Source organism: Burkholderia sp. NRF60-BP8, assembly GCF_001522585.2.
Taxonomy (GTDB): domain Bacteria; phylum Pseudomonadota; class Gammaproteobacteria; order Burkholderiales; family Burkholderiaceae; genus Burkholderia.
In genome coordinates this window covers 1,426,999-1,444,899 of record NZ_CP013372.1, presented here as the reverse complement: position 1 = coordinate 1,444,899, position 17,901 = coordinate 1,426,999, and the positions used below count along the sequence as shown (strand labels likewise).

The 17,901-nt window shown below is 68.1% G+C and carries 14 protein-coding genes; 4 read left to right on the top strand and 10 right to left on the bottom strand.

The features are described from left to right. Nucleotide 1 precedes the first annotated feature (1 nt). From WS54_RS06665 to WS54_RS06635, 6 genes are all read right to left on the bottom strand, one after another. A complete protein-coding gene (locus WS54_RS06665) occupies nucleotides 2-1,801 on the bottom strand; it encodes an amino acid ABC transporter permease/ATP-binding protein (protein ID WP_082725146.1) in 1,800 nt (599 codons plus the stop codon). Nucleotides 1,802-1,863: 62 nt separating this feature from the next. After that, nucleotides 1,864-3,216, bottom strand: coding sequence for an LLM class flavin-dependent oxidoreductase (locus tag WS54_RS06660; RefSeq protein WP_059783463.1), 1,353 nt, complete (start codon nucleotides 3,214-3,216; stop codon nucleotides 1,864-1,866). A gap of 10 nt (nucleotides 3,217-3,226) precedes the next feature. Further along, nucleotides 3,227-4,276: an LLM class flavin-dependent oxidoreductase gene (locus WS54_RS06655; protein ID WP_059783464.1), complete on the bottom strand. Its 1,050-nt coding sequence runs from the start codon at nucleotides 4,274-4,276 to the stop codon at nucleotides 3,227-3,229. A 46-nt stretch (nucleotides 4,277-4,322) separates the two neighbouring features. After that, nucleotides 4,323-5,276: an ABC transporter substrate-binding protein gene (locus tag WS54_RS06650; protein ID WP_059783466.1), complete on the bottom strand. Its 954-nt coding sequence runs from the start codon at nucleotides 5,274-5,276 to the stop codon at nucleotides 4,323-4,325. Nucleotides 5,277-5,342: 66 nt separating this feature from the next. Continuing rightward, nucleotides 5,343-5,903 (bottom strand): GNAT family N-acetyltransferase, encoded by a 561-nt coding sequence (locus tag WS54_RS06645; RefSeq protein ID WP_059505503.1) that lies wholly within the window; start codon nucleotides 5,901-5,903, stop codon nucleotides 5,343-5,345. A 486-nt stretch (nucleotides 5,904-6,389) separates the two neighbouring features. Next, nucleotides 6,390-7,310 (bottom strand): recombination-associated protein RdgC, encoded by a 921-nt coding sequence (locus WS54_RS06635; protein ID WP_034204792.1) that lies wholly within the window; start codon nucleotides 7,308-7,310, stop codon nucleotides 6,390-6,392. A 575-nt stretch (nucleotides 7,311-7,885) separates the two neighbouring features. On the opposite strand from WS54_RS06635, the gene WS54_RS06630 reads away from it, so the two are divergent. Further along, nucleotides 7,886-8,956, top strand: a complete 1,071-nt coding sequence (locus WS54_RS06630; RefSeq protein WP_059785015.1) for a hypothetical protein — start codon at nucleotides 7,886-7,888, stop codon at nucleotides 8,954-8,956. A 61-nt stretch (nucleotides 8,957-9,017) separates the two neighbouring features. Here WS54_RS06630 and WS54_RS06625 read toward each other — a convergent pair whose 3' ends face one another. The 4 genes from WS54_RS06625 to WS54_RS06610 form a co-directional block, all read right to left on the bottom strand. Next, on the bottom strand, nucleotides 9,018-10,052 hold the full coding sequence (locus WS54_RS06625; RefSeq protein WP_034204793.1) for a succinylglutamate desuccinylase/aspartoacylase family protein: 1,035 nt from the start codon (nucleotides 10,050-10,052) through the stop codon (nucleotides 9,018-9,020). A 33-nt stretch (nucleotides 10,053-10,085) separates the two neighbouring features. Beyond that, complete coding sequence (locus WS54_RS06620; protein ID WP_059783470.1) at nucleotides 10,086-10,301, bottom strand: hypothetical protein; 216 nt, start codon at nucleotides 10,299-10,301, stop codon at nucleotides 10,086-10,088. Between the two features lie 161 nt (nucleotides 10,302-10,462). Beyond that, nucleotides 10,463-10,738 carry a hypothetical protein gene (locus tag WS54_RS06615; protein WP_034204795.1) on the bottom strand — a complete coding sequence of 92 codons (276 nt, stop codon included), beginning with the start codon at nucleotides 10,736-10,738 and terminating at the stop codon, nucleotides 10,463-10,465. Nucleotides 10,739-10,994: 256 nt separating this feature from the next. After that, nucleotides 10,995-12,545 (bottom strand): sensor domain-containing diguanylate cyclase, encoded by a 1,551-nt coding sequence (locus WS54_RS06610; RefSeq protein ID WP_059783472.1) that lies wholly within the window; start codon nucleotides 12,543-12,545, stop codon nucleotides 10,995-10,997. Nucleotides 12,546-13,005: 460 nt separating this feature from the next. On the opposite strand from WS54_RS06610, the gene WS54_RS06600 reads away from it, so the two are divergent. From WS54_RS06600 to WS54_RS06590, 3 genes are read left to right on the top strand one after another with little or no spacing between them, the layout of a single operon-like run. Then, on the top strand, nucleotides 13,006-15,885 hold the full coding sequence (locus WS54_RS06600) for a xanthine dehydrogenase family protein molybdopterin-binding subunit (protein ID WP_059783474.1): 2,880 nt from the start codon (nucleotides 13,006-13,008) through the stop codon (nucleotides 15,883-15,885). Then, a complete protein-coding gene (locus WS54_RS06595; protein ID WP_059783475.1) occupies nucleotides 15,882-16,577 on the top strand; it encodes a (2Fe-2S)-binding protein in 696 nt (231 codons plus the stop codon). The genes WS54_RS06600 and WS54_RS06595 overlap by 4 nt, the downstream gene beginning before the upstream one ends. Continuing rightward, a complete protein-coding gene (locus WS54_RS06590) occupies nucleotides 16,574-17,833 on the top strand; it encodes a cytochrome c (protein ID WP_034204799.1) in 1,260 nt (419 codons plus the stop codon). The genes WS54_RS06595 and WS54_RS06590 overlap by 4 nt, the downstream gene beginning before the upstream one ends. The last annotated feature ends 68 nt before the right edge of the window (nucleotides 17,834-17,901 follow it).

Sequence of the window (17,901 nt, the reverse complement as noted above, 5' to 3'; positions counted from 1 at the left end):
ATCACAGCACCCGCGACAGGAACGCGCGAGTACGCGCATGGGCCGGCGCATCGAGCACGACGGCGGGCGGGCCGGCCTCGACGATGCGCCCGCGTTCCATGAACAGCACGTTGTCCGCGACTTCGCGTGCGAAGCCGATCTCGTGCGTGACGATCACGAGCGTCGTGCCCGAGCGTGCGAGCTCCTTGATCACATCGAGCACTTCGTTGACGAGTTCGGGATCGAGCGCCGACGTCGGCTCGTCGAACAGCAGCACCTTCGGCCGCAATGCGAGCGCTCGCGCGATCGCGACGCGTTGCTGCTGGCCGCCGGACAACTGGCGCGGATACGCATCGGCTTTATCGGCGAGGCCGACCCGCGCGAGCAGCGTGCGCGCGGCGTGCTCGGCCGCGTCGCGCGTCATGCCGGCGACGGCGACCGGCGCTTCGACCAGGTTCTCGAGCACCGTCAGGTGCGGGAACAGGTTGAAGTTCTGGAACACCATGCCGACGGCCGTGCGCCGCTTCAGCACGTCGCGTTCGTTCAGCTCGTGCAGCACGTCGCCTTCGCGGCGATAGCCGATCAATTCACCGTCGATGTCGATGAAGCCGTCGTCGACGCGTTCGAGATGGTTGATCGTGCGCAGCAGCGTCGACTTGCCGGAGCCCGACGGCCCGACGATCACGGTCACGCTGCCGCGCGGCGCGACGAACGACACGTTGTCGAGCACGCGCTGCATGCCGAACTGTTTCGACACGCCATGCACGGCCACTTCGCCGCCGGTGTGCGACACGGCGGCCGCGGTATCGGCAGGCGTGCCGCCATCGCTTCGCGTACGGGCGATCGATGCCGCGCGGCGCGACGCGACACGTCGCCACAGCCCGCCGATGCGCGCAAGCGCGAACGTGACCACCGACGGCGGCGGATTGCGCAGCGCGCCGCGCGCATAGTGCCGCTCGACCTGCACCTGGATCGCGGACAGCACGGTCAGGATGATCAGGTACCAGACGGTCGCGACCATCAGCAGCGGAATCACTTCGAGGTTGCGGCGATAGATCACCTGCACCGTATAGAACAACTCCGGCATCGCGAGCACGTACACCATCGACGTGCCTTTCGCGAGCGTGATCAGGTCGTTGAACGCGGTCGGCAGGATCGCGCGCATCGCCTGCGGCAGCACGATTCGCGAGGTCTGCCGGCCGCGCGGCAGCCCGAGCGCGGCGGCGGCTTCGAGTTGCCCCTGGTCGACCGCGAGAATGCCGCCGCGGATCACTTCCGCGGAAAACGCCGCATGGTTCAGCGTGAGGCCGAGCACGGCCGCGAGGAACGGGCTGATGAGGTCGGTCGTCGGCGTGTCGAACCATACGATGTCGGTGAACGGCACGCCGAGCCGCACGTGCTCGTACAGGTAGCCGAGGTTGTTCAGGATCAGCAGCAGCACGATCAGCGGAATCGAGCGGAACAGCCACACGAAGGTCCACGCGCTGGCGGACAGCAGGCGCGAACGCGACAGCCGGGCCAGCGCGACGAACGCACCGAGCACGAAGCCGAACACCGCGCCGAGCAGCGTCAGCACCAGCGTGCGCGCGAGCCCCGACAGCACCGGCGGCGACAGGAACCATTCGGCGAACACCGGCCAGCCCCATTGCGGGTTGCCGAGGATCGAATGCAGCGTGAGCGCGATCAGCACGAGCGCGAGCACGGTGCCGGCCGTGCGCGACCGGTGGCGCGCGGGTACGATCCGCACGCGCGTGCCGGGCGCGCGTGCGCCGGGGGAAGAGAGCGGCGGCAGCGCGCCGCCGAGATGGGTCGTGTCGCTCATGTCGTTGGAGTCCTCGAATGGATCGATCGGCGGGCGCGCCGCGCGCGGGCGGCGCGGCGGCGTCAGGCGTGCGCTTCGGCGGCCGTTTCCCGTGCGGCGCCGGGCGTCGCGTAGCGGCTCGCCTTGCGCGGCAGACCGAGGTGATCGCGCAGCGTGACGCCGGGCAGGTCGTGGCTGTAGCGGCCGCGCGCCTCAAGCACCGGAATCACGAGTTCGACGAAATCGTCGATGCCCTGCGCCTGTACCGGAAAACCGAGGATGAAGCCGTCGCCAGCGCCGGCGTCGTGCCAGCGGATCAACTCGTCGGCGACGTGCTCGGCCGTGCCGATGAAGTTCGGGCGCGGCGTCGCGACCGCAAGCGCGGTCTCGCGCAGCGTCAGGCCTTTTTGTTTCGCATCGGCCTTGATCCGGTCGGTGGTCGAGCGGAAGCTGTTGCGGCCGAGCTCGCCCAGTTCCGGGAACGGCGCGTCGAGCGCGTACTGCGTGAAATCGTGGTGATCGAAATAGCGGCCGAGGTACGCGAGCGCCTCGTCGATCGTCAGCAGGTCGCGGATCGCCTGGTATTTGTCCTCCGCTTCGGCGGCCGTGCGGCCGACGATCGGCCCGACGCCGGGGAAGATCTTCACGTCGCCGGCTTGCCGCCCGTGCTCGATCGCGCTGCGTTTCACGCGCTGCGTGAACGCGGCCGTTTCCTCGATCGACGGCGAATGCGTGAACACGGCATCCGCGTATTTGCCCGCGAGGCCGATCCCGGTGTCGGACGAGCCGGCCTGGAAGATCACCGGTTGCCCCTGCGGCGAGCGCTGGATGTTCAGTGGGCCCGCGACCTGGAAGAAGCGGCCGCGGTGATCGAGCGTATGGAGCTTGTCGCGATCGAAGAAGCGGCCGGTTGCGCGGTCGCGCACGAATGCATCGTCATCCCAACTGTCCCACAGGCCCTGCACGACCTCGAGGTATTCGTCGGCGATCTCGTAGCGCAGCTCGTGATCCGGGTGCGCCTTGCCGAAATTCTTCGCGGTGCCTTCGAGCGGCGTCGTCACGACGTTCCAGCCCGCGCGCCCGCCGCTGATCGCGTCGAGCGACGCGAGCTGGCGCGCGACCGTGAACGGCTCGCTGTACGACGTCGAGATCGTGCCCGCGAGCCCGATCTTCTTCGTCGCGACCGCGAGCGCCGACAGCACGGTCAGCGGCTCGAAGCGGTTCAGGAAGTGCGGGATCGACTTCTCGTTGATGTAGAGGCCGTCCGCGACGAACGCGAACGCGATGCCGGCGGCCTCCGCCTTGCGCGCGACGCCGATCGCGAAGTCGAGGTTGATGCTCGCGTCGGGCGGGTTGCTCGGATGCCGCCACGCGTTCATGTGGCTGCCTGCGCCTTGCAGCATCAGGCCGAAGGGGATCGATCGTCGGGTCGTCATGATGGGAGCGTCACGCGTTCTGGTCGGGGGAAAGGGAACGGTCGGCCGCGAGGGCCGCCTGCAACGGCGTGGTCGACAGCGCGCCGCCGAGCCACTCGGCCGACGCGAGCCGGGCCGCGTAGTCGGACACCGGCGAATCGATCACGAACGCATCGACGTCAAGGCGCCGGCTCAGCGCGTCGAGCGCACGGTGCACGCGTTCGGGCGTATCGGCCAGCACCGTCGGGCGCAGCTCGTCGATCCGGTAGTCGGACGCGCCGCTTTGCCGCGCGAATTCGGCGGCCGCCTGCGCGCTGGCGAGGTTGAAGCTCTGGCCGCCCGCGAATTGCAGCTTGAAGATCTTCAGTGATCCGATCAGTCGCTCGGCCTCGTCGCGCGTCGGCGCGGCGACGGCGTACAGCGCCACGAGCGGCTTCTGGCCGCCCGCGCTGCGGTATGCGTCGAGCGAGCGTTCGAGATTCGCGTCGTCGCCGTTGAAATGGCCCGCGTAGCAGAAGCGCCAGCCGTGGCGCGCGGCGAGCGCGCCGCTGTCCGGCGAGCCGCCGAGCAGGATCCGTTCGGGCAACTGCGGCGGCACCGGCAGCGCGACCGCGCCGGCGAGCGGATGATCCTCGGCCACACCCCAGCCGAGAAACGCATCGAGCTCCGCGAGTTGCCCCGCGAAGTCGGGCTTGCGCGCCTTGTCGTGGAACCACTGCAGCGCGCGCGTGGTCAGCGGCAGCCCGCCGGGCGCCTTGCCGATGCCGAGATCGACGCGGCCCGGCGCGAGCGCGGCCAGCAGCTTGAACGTCTCGGCCACCTTGAACGGGCTGTAGTGCTGCAGCATCACGCCGCCCGAGCCGATGCGGATGCGCGACGTGCGCGCGAGCAGATGCGCGACGACGATCTCCGGCGCCGAGCTCGCGAAGCCCGGCGTGCCGTGATGTTCGGCGACCCAGAAGCGCGCATAGCCGAGCTGTTCGGCGCGTTGCGCGAGCGTCGTGGTGAAGCGCAGCGCGTCGGCGGCGTTCGCGCCGTCGGCGATCGGACTCTTGTCCAGCAACGAAAGCGAATAAGACATGGTGAGCGGCGTTCCTGCGTGAGCGTGGGTGGACGGTTGCGGGCGCTCAGCTCTTCGGCAGCCCGGGCGGATTCGTGCGCGACTGGTCGATCGCTTCGGACGCGAGGTTCCAGCGGTCGAGCACCTGCCGGTAGCGGCCGCTCTTGATCAACCCGTTCAGCGCGACGGTCAGCGGCTCGGCGAGACCGCTGCCGCGGCGCGTGGCGATCGCGATGTCGGCCGTGCGCGGCCAGCCGCCGCTGATCGTGCCGACGAGCCGCGTCTTGCCTTGCTGCGCGCTTTGATACGCGAGCACCGAGTTCACGCTGAACACCGCGTCCGCCCGGCCCGACTGCACGGCGACGATGCGCATCGCCTGATCGTCGTAGTACTGGATCTGCACGGGTTTGAGCCCGTGCGCGACGTTCTCGCGGTCCCACGCGAGCAGGATCTTTTCCTGGTTGGTGCCGGCATCGGTCACGATGCGCAGCCCGGCGACGTCCTTCGGCTCGCGAATCGCCTGGATCTTGCTGTCGTTGCGCACGTAGAAGCCGACCTGATCCTTGCGATAGGTCGAGAAATCGAACTTCTGCTTGCGCTCCTCGGTGACGGTCACGTTCGAGATCACCGCGTCGACTTTCCCCGATTCGAGCGCCAGCGGCCAGTCGGCCCAGGCGAGCGCGACGATCTTCAGCTTGCGGCCGAGGGTATCGGCGACGAGCTGGCCGACGTCGGCGTCGAAGCCGATCACCGTGCGTGCGTCGGTCGCATACGAACTGATCGGCGGCAGGCTCGGCGCGATGCCGATCGTCAGCGTGCCGGGTTCGGCGAACCTGAACGACGCAGGCACCGCGCGCTCGACGGCCGCATCGGCTGCGCCGCGCGGGCGACCGCGCTGCTCGGGGCTCAGGTCGAACGTCGCGGCGGACGCGGCCGTGACGGCGGCGAAGGCGCTCAGGCCGATCAGCGCGGTGGCCAGCGTGCGCACGGCACGGAATGAAAGCGGTACGGCTCGATGCATGAAAACGTCCTGTCGTGGAAGCGTGGAAGGCGGAATGGGCAACGTGAAAGGCGGGGCGCCGTGCGCTCAGCGCGGCAGCACCGGTTCGGGCACGGGTGCCCACAGGTCGGCCAGCGTCGACGTGCGCGACGGATCGACGAGGTCCTTGCCGAAACGCAGGTGGAAATACGCTTCGGGATCGATCGACGAGTCGAACAGCCGCGTATAGCCGGTGCGGTCGTACAGCGCCCACGCTTCGGGCTGGCGAAAGCCGGTCGTCAGGTAGAGGCGGCGGTAGCCCTGCTGCACGGCGCGCAGTTCGAGCGCTTCGACGACGAGCCGTGCGAGGCCCTGGCGGCGCAGGTCGGTGCGCGTCCAGATGCGTTTCAGTTCGGCGGTCTGCGCGTCGTAACGCTTGAACGCGCCGCCGCCGATCGTTTCGCCGTCGCGCAGCAGCAGCACGAACGCGCCGTCGGGCGGAGCGAACAGTTCGGCCGGGTAGCGCGCGAGCTCGTCGCGAGCCGACGCGCGGCTGTCGGGGCGGTACGCGTCGTAACGGGTCGAATACTCGTCGATCAGCGCGTCGATCAGCGGTTGCGCGCGGACGTCGAGCGGCGTCGTGTCGATGATGCGGTCGTTCGTGGCCATGGGCATCGCGAATGGCGCGCGATGCGGACGTTCCTGGCGGGGTGCGGGCACGCGGCCCGTCCGGTCTGTTCCGTTATCGCGACGCGGTTGTCGTGATGGCGGCCGCTGTGGTGCTTCGTGCGAGGCATCCCGGCGCGCCGCCAGTTTCGAACACGTTAGCGGCGCGGCCGGCAAAGGCGAACGAAGCAATTTCGATAAGGATTTCGCGGGACGCGGAAGAAGGCTTGCAGGCGGAGTGGGGTGGGGCGAACGCCCGTGGCAGGGCGCCGTGCCCGTTCGACGTGTGGGCGACGCAGACGAGCGCCGCGGATCGGCAGCGTGTCGTCGCTTCGATGGCCTGCCGGTCAGGCCGATTCGGGCTGGCTTTTCAGGATCGCGAGCGCCCGGCCGCGATTCGCCGCCGCCAGGTGGCGGCGGTCTTCCTCTAATCGTCGTGTCGGCACGACGCCCCGCCGTCGCGGGGGCGATGATCCTCGACGACGGTGTTCAGGCTGCTTCCTGACGAGTCGCGTCCTGCCGTTCGCCGCCCAGGCTATCGACGAGACTCGCCAGCATCCGCGCCAGCTCGCCCGTCATCAGCGCGACGTCCGAGTCGAAGCGTTCATCGTCGTTCTGCGCGGTCGGATCCGCCGCTTCCTTGATCACGTCGAGCGGCGTGACACGCTTGATCGTCAGCGACGGGGTCAGCACGAACGAGATCCGGTCATCCCAAGTCATCGCGAGCCGCATGCATTGCTTGCCGGCTTCGATGTGCCGGCGCATGTCGTTCGCTTCCAGCGCGTGGCCGACGTATCGCACCGTGGCGCCGCCTTCGCCGCTCGAGCGCAACTCGGCGTCCTGGTCCACGGTGAATCCGCCCGGCGCGTCGCCGGACAACAGCCAGTCCGTCATCGCGGCGACCGGCGAACGCGCCACCTGCACGCCCGCGAGCGGCAGCCCGTCGATCGATTTGACGAGCAGGCTGCGCACGTCGTCGGCGAGCGCCTGGGCAGCCGCATCGATGACGAGCCAGCCGTTCGCCGTGTCGATCCACACGCGGGTATCGCGGCGAATGCTGAACGCGCGCGGCAGCAGTTCGTCGGTAACCTGTTCCTTGAGCTCGCGCAGTTGTTTGCGGCCAACCTTGAAGCCCTGCTGCTCTTCGACTTCGAGCGCACGCGCCTTGGTGACCTGATTGACGACCGACGCCGGGAGCAGCTTCTTTTCGGAACGGAACAGCAGCAGCATCTGCCGGTTGATCGAATACACGAGCGCGCCGTCGTCACGCGGCGATGCCCAGCCGACGCGCTGCATTTCGACGCTGCTGCCCGGCTGGAACGCGTGAGGCGCCAGCCATTTTTCCATCTGGTCGGGGGTAACGGCCCAAGGTGCCGGAAGACGATGAAGCTGAAGGTTCTTGAACCACATAGGCGTACGGGCAAAGCCCATCATTCTATCTGACGGGCGCGACTGCCGGTCGGTTGCGGACAGTCGATGCCTCGTCCAAGATGGCGGCATTCCAGTCCGCTCCAGTCATTTCCACGACCTTGTCGCTCATGCATTGCCCCTATTGCTCCGCTGAACTCGTCATCGTCGCGGGAGGAGAACTTCGATGTGCATCGACGGGCGCACTTTTTAGCCACTCCGTTCGAATGCAGTTCGAAGCATTGAGAACCGGCGAAACGTCCGTTCAACCCTCTCGCGCCTGCACGGGGCGATGGTTTTGTCCCTGTTGTGGCGAACGGACCGACAATAGCGTTTGTTCCGGTTGCGGCATTGCGATGCCTGTCAGATTGGCCCGAGAACTCATCGAGCTGAACCCACACGTTCCTCCGCCAATTTCGAGTTGATGGTCCGCTGGCACGAACGGGGGCCGACCGCTCGGGATCAGCATTCGGCATCGCGGCGAAGTCGGGCGGGCAGCCGGCGAGAAAGAGAGCATCGACGGTTGCTTCGAGATTAATAACAATGGAAACCATTCCAACAACAGGAAAAAAACGATGATGACTCCCGGTGACGGCCTGACCAGCCCTGCACGGCTCCTGCGAATCGCGTCATGGGCAATCGCGATCGTCTTCGCGGTCTTTCTGAACATGCTCGGCAGCCTCGTGATCCGGGACATGGCGTTCGCTCCGCGCGGGGGGCCGCCGGCCGTCGAGCAATTCGCCGATGCGCCGGCAAAGGCGCGGCTCGACGCGGCGCGGCGCCATCTGCTGGCGCAGCGCGACGCGCTTGCCGAGAAGGTCGACACGCTGGAAGTGGCGCGCGGCCGAGCCGCGAAGGAATACGCGGCCGAGAAGGAAAGTTTCCGCAACTGGCTGGCAACCCGCGCGGTGACGGGAGACGGTGCGAGCGATCCGGACCTTCTGGCGAGAACGCGCAAGCTCGATACGCTGCAGGCCGTGGTGGTCGACTGGCAGCATCAGATCGATGCGATCGGCGACCAGCAACGGGCGCTGACGTCGCAGCAAAATCAGGTCGACACGCAAATCGCCGAAGCGGACGCAGCGGCCGAACGGCGCTTCGACGAAGCAACGCGACGCTACGAGATGCAGGTGTTCGGGCTGCGGCTAGCGCTGACGTTACCGATCCTGCTGGTTGCGATCTGGCTGTTCATCCGCTACCGCAAGGCGCGCTACTGGCCGTTCGTGTACGGTTTCGGCCTGTTTGCGCTGAGTGCGTTTTTCATTGAGCTGGTGCCGTACTTGCCGAATTTCGGCGGCTATGTCCGGGTCCTCGTCGGCATCGTGCTCACGGTATTCGCCGGTCTATACATGATGAAGGCGTTTCAGCGCTATGCCGAACGCAAACGGCTCGAATTGCAGCAGGATCGGGGCGAACGCGCACGCACGATCGGATATGAAAAAGCCGTCCGGTCACTCGAGAAAAAGCGCTGCCCGTCGTGCGACAAACAGTGGAATCTCGGCGGCGACGATTCCACGTTCTGCGTACATTGCGGCTTGAGACTTTTCAATGCATGCGGCGAATGCGGGGGCCGGAATTTCTTCTTCTTCCCGCATTGCCATCGATGCGGCGTTGCACAGGGAACTGAGTCGCCGGTGTCGTCCGACTGACAACCGGCGCGTATGCACCGGCGTCGGCTTGCGACGGTCGCGAACGCGCCAGTCGGTTGCGTCACTCGATGACACGCGGCGGTGTGGACAACTCCGCCAACTGAAACAGGCAATCTCCTCGCCGCACCTGCGCGGGCACGCGCTTGCACACCACCTCGCCGTCGCCGTTGAACCGGTGCAGCACCGGTTCGCGCAACGGCGTATCGGGAAAATGCACCCACGCGGCCGGCTGCCCGGCCTTCACCTGGTCGCCGAGTTCGACGAGCGGCTCGTACAGCCCGCGCTCGTACGCATAAACGAAATGGCGATCGCCGTCGACGCGCATGAAGCGCGTGACGGTCGGCGGCGCGTCGGGCACGAGTGCGCCGTGCAGCAGCCCGATATAGCCGAGGTAATGCAGCAACCCGTGCCGGCCGAGCCGGATCAGCGACGGATCGGCCATCCCGGCGCCGCCGAGCTCGGTGACGATCGAGATCGCGCCCTGCCGGCGCGCGGCCGACGCCGAATGCACGGGATTCGGCGCGTGCAGCAGCGCATTGTGCAGCCCGAACGCGTTCAGCAGCCCGTTGAGCTTCGCGGCTTCGTCCGCGTCGAGCGGATCGATCGCGAGCATGTTGCCGCCCTGGTACAGCAGCGAACTGCCGCCCGAGTGCAGATCGACCAGGTACTGCGCGCGCGACAGCAGCGCGTGCTCGATGTAGTGGGCGATCATCTGCGTCGGCGTGCCGGTCGGGTCGCCGGGAAAGCTGCGGTTCAGGTTGCCTTCGTCGAGCGGCGACACGCGCAGGCCCGCATCCGCCGCCGGAAAATTCGCCATCGGCAGCAGGATCAACTGCCCGCTGACCATGTCGGGTTCGATCTCGCGCATCAGTTGCGAGACGATGATCTGGCCTTCGTACTCGTCGCCGTGGTTGCCGGCCATCACGAGCGCGACCGGGCCGTCGCCGTTGCGGATCGACGCGATCGGGATCGGCAGCCAGCCGTAGGCGGAGCGGTGCACGGAGTGCGGCAGCCGCAGGTACCCCGCGTGCTTGCCCGGCGCGTCGAGATCGATTTCGCAGTGAATGGGATTTCGGTGTGAGGAGGAAGCGGTCATGGCAGCGTCGTTCGATGCATGGAATCTGCCATCTTATAGAGGAAACGAGCGCTGCGCGCCGCACCGGGCGCGTTCGGTGCCGAACGCCTGCACGCGTCGATCGAAATACGGCTCCCATTCCCGTTTGATCCGATCGATGAATGCCCGGGCGTGCGGCCGCCCGATGCGGCTGCGGCGTCGGGCATCGCCATACCGTGCGCGCGTTGGCGAGCGCATCGCGATCCGCCGGCGATCGATCTCGTGCTCCATCCGGATCGGGACGGCCCGCGTTCGTCTTGATCGACGACGATGCCCGCCGGACCGACGCGGATGTTGCAGCGATGAACGCATGCCGGCGCGCCGGCCGGCCGCATGCATACGTCGGATCTCGCGCCGCCCTTGTCGCGACAGGGGCGGCGCGTGCAACCGGGTTACCGGCCGGATGTTTCAGCTTCGAGACGTCCTTCTTCCCACAGGGCCCAGAAACGGCTGCCGGCGCGATACGGATTCGCGCGCCCCGCAGCGTGATCGGCGACGCCCTGGCGAAACGCGCCGTACAGCGTGAGCGGAGGATTGTCGACGCATGCGGCTTCGTATGCGGCCGGCATCCGGCGGTCGGATACGAGCCGGCGAATCAGCGACGCGCCGTCGATCACGGCCTGTTCGTCGATGATTTCGGTGCGTGCGAGGACGTCGACGGTATTCATATAGGCTCCCTGAAACGTGCTTTTCCCATCAAGGAGCAATAAGGGTGCCAGCCGCGAAATGCCGCGCTCGGCCTCGATCGTGCAGGCTTCTGCAGTCTTCTTCGGCGTGCCGGACGGCGATGTTACGGAACACGTCACGTGACACGCGCACGCGCGGTGCCACGTGCGAACCGGCAAAGCGTTTCGACATCGAATCGTCGGGAGGCCGCGGCGGGTGCGTAAAAGGGATGCGCGCTGCGGCGCGCGCGTCGCCGGCTCAGCTTGCGGTGGCCGGCGCCATGCGGCGGCTGCCGCTCGAATAGAAGCAGTAGATGCCTTTGCCGGCCGACTTCGCGTCGTACAGCGCGCTGTCGGCCTGCCGGATCAACTCGTCGGGCGAGCCGTGCCCGTCGTCGAGCGCGATGCCGATGCTGATGCCGATGCAGACGGTCTCGCCGATCGACAGCGCATACGGCGCCGAAATCTGCCGGATGATCCGCGCGGCGAGGATCGAGCACGCGTGCATCGTCGTGTCGTCGATCGCGACGACGAATTCGTCGCCGCCGATGCGTGCCGCAAGCTCGCCCGGCGGCAGCGTCTTGCCCAGCCGCTCGGCGACCTGCGTGAGCACTTCGTCGCCGGCCTGGTGGCCGAAGCGGTCGTTGATCGATTTGAACCCGTCGAGGTCGAGATACATGACCGCGAACGCCGGGCTCGGCAGCCGCGGCCGGCGCGCGAGCATCCGCTCGAGCTCCGCATGCAGTTCGTGGCGATTCGGCAAACCCGTCAGCGCGTCGTGTCGCGCGAGGTGCCGGATATGCTGTTCGGTCTGTCGGCGCGCGGTGACGTCCTCGACGATGATCACCGCGTTGCCGTCCGGCACGCGGTGGCGCGTCAGTTCGAGCTGGCGGCCGTCGGCAAGCGCGATGTCGAGCGGCCCGGGCGCGTGGCGGCTCAGCCAGTCGTCGCACTGCGCGGCGAGGCCAGCACCGCCGGGATCGGTCGCAGCATGGGCGCCGAGCGCGGCGACGACGGCCGGAAGCGGCGTATCGAGCATGATTTCGCGCGGCGAGCCGAACAGTTGCGCGGTGCGCCGGTTCGCGACGATCACGCGGCTGTCGCCGTCGATCATGCACAGTCCGTGCGGCATGTAGGTGAGCGCGGCGTCGAAGCGGGCGACGAGTTCGGCGTTGCGCTGGCGCGCGGCGATCAGCGCGACGAGCACGCGATAGTGGCGTTGCACGACCGTGCGCATCGCCGCGAGATAGATCGCGAGCGGCGGCACGAGCAGCCACGCGCCCGGCCGGGGGGCCAGCAGCGCACCGACGCCGATCGGCAGCACGCCGAGCGCGACCTGCGTCATCGCGAGCCGCGGCAGCGCCGAATTGCGCGACGCGATCCCGCCGAACACGCCGCCCGCGACCATCACGGACAGCGTGCCGAGCTCGACGTCGGCGGCCTGCACGCAGCCCATCGCGCCGAGGCCGAGCACGAAGCACGCGACCAGCGACACCGGCGCATAACGCATCGCCCAGTATTCGGCGCGATCGTCGCCGGCGTTGCGCCGCACCGCGTACGCCCGTGCGATCGACAGGCGCGCCACGAGCAGGCCGACGTCGGCGACGAGCCACGCGACGCACCACAGTTGCTGCAGCTGGAGCAGCGCGACGGCCGCGACGAAACCGCTCGCGAGCCCGGACAGCGCCATCGGACGCACGTCCTCGAACAGCGTCACGAGCATCGACGGACGCAGCGCGGCCGTCACGCGGTGGTTGCCGGAGGGGGGAGTGGCGAGAACGGAGTTCAGGAGAGATGCCCTGACTGCCATGGTTGTCGACCTCGACACGATGTCGCGATGGCTGGCGGCGCCCGCACGGCACGTGGCGGAAGCCCGGCCGAGCCGGATGCGCACGACATTACCATGAAAAACCGGCGGCGCGGGCCGGTCGGCGACGCCACGCGCTGCCTCGCGCGACGGTCGTCGACCATGGTTGGGGGCGGCTTGCGGATGCGTCGGCGCGAAGGCAGCATCGTTGCGAACGGAACGATGTGCGGATGGTCGGCGGCCGAGCGGCGACCGCGAAGCCGGCGCGACGACATCCAGCCGCACGCAAGCGGCCAACGGGACCGCCCGCGCAGCCCGGCCGAGCTTCGTTATAAGAAATTCAATAAGTATTTCATGCGGGAAATACTATAGGCGATATATCGAAAACAATGCCAGAATGCGCGCCGCTCCGAACGCCGCGACACCCGATCGCCGTCCGAGCCGCCTCAGGAGGTTCCCCCCAATGAAAAACCACGGCCTGTCACGGCGGGGTTTTCTGAAAGCCAGCGTGCTGGCGGGCGTCGCGGTGTATGTCGCGCCCATCGGCAGCCGCGCGTTCGCGGCGCTCTTCGAAGAAAAACTCCTCACGCCCGTCAAATGGGATAGCGTCACCGGCATCCCCCAATTCCGCATCGACGGCATCGCGAAGGTCACGGGCTCGAAAGTGTTCGCCCGCGACGTGCGCGCCGCGGACATGCCGCACTGGCCGCAGCAGCAGTCGCATGCGCTGATCCTGCGCGTCACGCAGGCCGACCGTACGTACGAAGGCTTCGACCTGTCGCTGCTCGGCGACGAGCTGAAGCCGGACCGCGTGGTCACGGCCGACGATCTCGCGCGCGACGGCGTCGCATTCCCCGCGTTCTACGGCGACGACATGCTGTTGCCGGCCGGCAAGACGCCAGCGTATCTCGGCCATGCGGTCGCGATCCTGATCTATCACGACTTCGCGCGCTTTCGCTTCGCGAAGAACGCGCTGAAGTTCCGCGACGACGTGATCCGCTACGGCGCGGTCACGGGCCCGCTGGAGCGCGATCCGTGGGGCACCTTCCGTTACGTGCGCGTGGGCGGCAAGACCGCCTATGACGACGACGTCTATTCGAGCCTGAAGGACGCGCCGATCTTCCCGAGCATGATGCGCAAGCACCTGCCGGTCTGGCCGGACGGCAAGGAACACGGCAAGCTCGACGAGCAGGGCATGTTCCTCGCCGGGCAGATCGCCGGCGAGCTCGACCGTCCGCCGGCCGACTGGCTCGTGTTCGACCGCGAATACAACACGCAGTCGGTCGATACGGCCGCGCTCGAACCCGACAACGCGAACTGCTGGTACGACGCCGCGACGCAGTCGCTGCATCTCGTCGTGCCGACCCAGTCGCCACTGGAAGTATCGGAGAACGCGGCCGCGATGGTCGCGAAATGCCGCTTCCCGGTGAAGCAGCTGTTCGTGCATCCGTGCTACACGGTCGGCTACGGCTCGAAGGATCACTTCAACGTGCCGTTCTACGGCCTCGTCTGCGCGCTGTACGCGGACGGCCGCCCGGTGCGTTTCGCGAACGACCGCTACGAGCAGTTCCAGACCTCGCTCAAGCGTCACGCGTTCAAGATGCGTTACCGGATCGCGGTCGATCGCAACACGGGCCTGCTGCAGTCGTTCAAGGGCGACTTCGAGGCGAACGGCGGCGGCCGCTCGAACTTCTCGCCGTCGGTCGCGATGGTCGGCGCCACCGCCGCGCAATCGATCTACTACTTCCCGAAGAGCGACCTCGCGGCGGTCGCGATCGCGTCGCGCGCGATCGACGCCGGCTCCGCACGCGGCTACGGCACGCTGCAGAGCATGGCCGCGACCGAGATGGCGGTCGACGAGATCGCCGCGCAACTGAACATCGACCCGATCGACTTCCGTCTGCGCAACGCGCTGCGTTCGGGGATGAAGAACACGCAGGGCGCGATTCCCGCCGGCGCGCTGCGCGTCGACGAAGTGCTGGAGCGTGCGAAGCAGCATCCGCTCTGGACGCGCCGCGCCGCGCGCAAGGCCGAATTCGAGGCCGCGCATCCGGGCAAGCGCTACGGCGTCGGTTTCGCGTGCGTGCAGAAGGATTTCGGCACGGGCGCGGAAGCGTCGTTCGCGAAGGTCGAATTCGACGCGCACGGCAAGGTGTCGCTGCAACACACGGCCGCGGAGATCGGCACCGGGATGTCGACGTCGCAGGCCGTCGCGGTCGCGAAATGGCTCGGCCGCCCGGCGACCGACGTCCGCGTGGCCGTGACCGAATGGCCGGACCTGCCGATCGAGACGAGCGGCGATCCGTACCTGATGTCGCAGGCCGACCAGGACCGCCTGAGCACGAACCCGCGCTGGTCGCCCGGCTATGCGTCGCCGTCGAGCGCGACGAATTCGGCTTACTACTTCACGCACAGCACGCGCGAGGCCGCGCGCGCCGTATTCCGCTACGGGCTGTGGCCGGCCGCGATGTCGATCTGGACGCGCGGCCTGGGCGGCGGTCAGGCCGCGCCGTACACGATTCGTATCGAAGATGCGCGCTGGGTCGACGGCAAGCTGACCGCCGACGGCCTCGAGCCGTTGACGTTCGAGCAGCTCGCGAAGCAGGCGCATGCGCTCGGCCTGCCGACCGGCGCCGTCGTGCACGTGTTCAACCGCTGGCAGTGGACCGATGCCGAATTCGAGATCGGCGGCGCGCTCGAGCGTCTGCCGATCGACGGGCTGTCGCTGCGTATCGGCGCGCCGAAGACAGGCGCCGACGACGGCCCGTTGCCCGGCACCGCCGCACCGGCCGGCGCGACCGCGCTGCGCGGCACGCTGCCGCCGACCGCGAACGGCTATCGCGTGCTCGATCGCAAGCGCGTGTTCATCCCGCCGACGAGCCGCAACAACGCGGCCGTCACGTACTACACGGCGGTCGGCACGCTCGTCGAGCTGGCCGTGCACGAAGCGACCGGCAAGGTCGAACTGCTCACGCACCACTCGATCATGGAATGCGGCAACCAGATTTCGCCGCAGCTCGTGTCGGGGCAGTTGCAGGGCGGTCTCGCGATGGGCATCGGCCATGCGCTGCACGAGTACCTGCCGCTCTACGAGGACGGCCCCGGCAACGGCACGTGGAACTTCAACCGTTATCGGTTGCCGCGCGCGTCCGACGTCGCCGTCTGGACGCAGACGGGCGACGTGCTGCCGCCGCTGTCCGAAACCGATCCGCCCAAGGGTGTCGCCGAAGTGGTGATGATCCCCGTCGTCGGCGCGATCGTGAACGGCATCGCGCACGCGATCGGCCATCGTTTCACCGACCTGCCGGTGACCCCGCAAAAGATTCAGGAGGTGCTCGCATGACGACCGCCCAAACCGCGGCTTCGGCCGCGAGCGCTGGCGCGGCTGCGACCGGCGCTGCCGCACCGACCGCGGCTTCCGTCGCGCCGGCATCCGCGCCTGCCGCACCGGCATCGGCACCGGCCGCCGTCGAGCGTCCGCTCGTCCGGTTTCAGCAGAAACCGCTGTCGGTGAACATCAACGGCAAGTCCGTCGGCCCGATGCAGGTGCCGGAAGGGCTGATGATGATCGAGTTCCTGCACGAGTACTTGGGTCTCACCGGTTCGCGGCTCGGCTGCGGGCAGGGGATCTGCCACGCGTGCGTCGTCATCGTCGACAAGCCGGACGGCACGAGCGAGGAGATGCGTACCTGCATTACCGGCGCGCACTTCTTCCACGGCCGTTCGATCCGCACGATCGAAGGCCACGCGAAGCGCAACGAAGCCGGCGAAGTGGTCGAGCTGTCGCCGATCCAGCAGAAGTTCCTCGAGCACTTCAGCTTCCAGTGCGGCTACTGCACGCCGGGCTTCGTCAACGCGGCAACCGTGCTGATCGAGCGCCTGAAGCGCGAGCCGATCGCGAAGGCCGACGTGGAGCGCACGATCACCGACGCGCTCGACGCACATCTTTGCCGCTGCACGGGCTATGTCCGCTACTACGAAGCCGTCAAGGACGTGATTTTGACGACACCGGGACTCGTGAAGGACAGCGCATGAAACGCACATTCGCTCATCGTGTCGCGCGGGCCGCGGGCCTGCCCGCGCTCGCGGCGGCCTGCGCGCTGCTGCTCGCCGCCTGCGGCGGTCGCGACGCGCCGGCGTCGAGCGCGGCGTCCGGCGCCCCCGGCGCCGACCAGATCGCGCGCGGCCGCTATCTCGTCAAGGCCGCCGACTGCGCGGCGTGCCATACCGCGAAGGACGGCGCGCCGTTCGCCGGCGGCGCGGCGCTCGAATCGCCGTTCGGCACGTTCTACGGCTCGAACATCACGCCCGACAAGGATCACGGGATCGGCAACTGGAGCGCGGACGACTTCTACGCCGCGCTGCACGACGGCAAGGCCCCGGGCAAGCGCCTGTATCCGTCGATGCCGTACACGTCCTACCGGCAGCTCACGCGCGCCGATGCCGACGCGATGTACGCGTACCTGAAGACGGTCAAGCCGGTCGCGCAGGAAAACCGCGCGCATGAACTCAAGTTCCCGTACAACCTGCGCTTCGGCATGGTGTTCTGGGACATGGCGTTCCTGAAGGACAGCCTGCCGGATGCGTCGGCCGGGCAATCCGCCGACTGGCAGCGCGGCCGCTATCTCGCGGGCGCGCTCGGCCACTGCGCGGAATGTCACACGCCGCGCGCGTTCACGGGGCAGCTCGACGGCGCGAAGCCGTTCGCGGGGGCCGCGCTCGGCCGCGTGGCCGCACCCGACATCACGCCGGCCGGCCTCGCCGCGCGCGGCTGGACGAGCACCGACCTGCAGGCGTTCTTCGGCGTGGGCATCGCGCCGCAAGGCTCGGCGTTCGGCGAGATGTATCCGGTCGTGCACCTGAGCACGCAGTACCTGACGAAGGACGACCTGCGCGCGCTGTCGACGTACCTGCTCGGCGATACGCCGCCCGCACCGCAACCGGTGAAGCCCGTATCGGCCGATGCCGCGCAACTGGCCGCCGGGCGCTCGGTGTATCTCGCGGTCTGTGCCGGCTGTCACGGTCTCAACGGCGAGGGCAAGCCGCACGTGGCGGTGCCGATGAACGGCAACTCGACGGTGCGGCAGGGCGATCCGCGCAACCTGCTGGTCGCGATGCTCGACGGCATCGACGAGCAGAAGTTCGCCGGCTTCGAAAACCTGCAGCCGATGCCGGGCTTCGCGCACACGCTGAGCGACGACGAGCTCGCGCAGCTCGCGAACTACCTGCGCGCGACGTGGGGCGGCCAGCCCGCGAGCGTCACGCCGGCCGACGTGAAGGCGATGCGTTGAGTCGTGCCTAGAGGCCGGGCGTCGCGCACGAGGCAGCCGGTTTCCGGTGCTCGTGCGCGATGCGCCGC

What these genes read in the sequence shown, in the direction of transcription:
- WS54_RS06610 (WP_059783472.1), bottom strand. Translation starts at nt 12,545, where the DNA reads ATGGCAGTCAGGGCATCTCTCCTGAACTCCGTTCTCGCCACTCCCCCC.
- WS54_RS06595 (WP_059783475.1), top strand. Translation starts at nt 15,882, where the DNA reads ATGACGACCGCCCAAACCGCGGCTTCGGCCGCGAGCGCTGGCGCGGCT.
- WS54_RS06625 (WP_034204793.1), bottom strand. Translation starts at nt 10,052, where the DNA reads ATGACCGCTTCCTCCTCACACCGAAATCCCATTCACTGCGAAATCGAT.
- WS54_RS06660 (WP_059783463.1), bottom strand. Translation starts at nt 3,216, where the DNA reads ATGACGACCCGACGATCGATCCCCTTCGGCCTGATGCTGCAAGGCGCA.
- WS54_RS06630 (WP_059785015.1), top strand. Translation starts at nt 7,886, where the DNA reads ATGACTCCCGGTGACGGCCTGACCAGCCCTGCACGGCTCCTGCGAATC.
- WS54_RS06655 (WP_059783464.1), bottom strand. Translation starts at nt 4,276, where the DNA reads ATGTCTTATTCGCTTTCGTTGCTGGACAAGAGTCCGATCGCCGACGGC.
- WS54_RS06665 (WP_082725146.1), bottom strand. Translation starts at nt 1,801, where the DNA reads ATGAGCGACACGACCCATCTCGGCGGCGCGCTGCCGCCGCTCTCTTCC.
- WS54_RS06600 (WP_059783474.1), top strand. Translation starts at nt 13,006, where the DNA reads ATGAAAAACCACGGCCTGTCACGGCGGGGTTTTCTGAAAGCCAGCGTG.
- WS54_RS06590 (WP_034204799.1), top strand. Translation starts at nt 16,574, where the DNA reads ATGAAACGCACATTCGCTCATCGTGTCGCGCGGGCCGCGGGCCTGCCC.
- WS54_RS06650 (WP_059783466.1), bottom strand. Translation starts at nt 5,276, where the DNA reads ATGCATCGAGCCGTACCGCTTTCATTCCGTGCCGTGCGCACGCTGGCC.
- WS54_RS06620 (WP_059783470.1), bottom strand. Translation starts at nt 10,301, where the DNA reads ATGGAGCACGAGATCGATCGCCGGCGGATCGCGATGCGCTCGCCAACG.
- WS54_RS06645 (WP_059505503.1), bottom strand. Translation starts at nt 5,903, where the DNA reads ATGGCCACGAACGACCGCATCATCGACACGACGCCGCTCGACGTCCGC.
- WS54_RS06615 (WP_034204795.1), bottom strand. Translation starts at nt 10,738, where the DNA reads ATGAATACCGTCGACGTCCTCGCACGCACCGAAATCATCGACGAACAG.
- WS54_RS06635 (WP_034204792.1), bottom strand. Translation starts at nt 7,310, where the DNA reads ATGTGGTTCAAGAACCTTCAGCTTCATCGTCTTCCGGCACCTTGGGCC.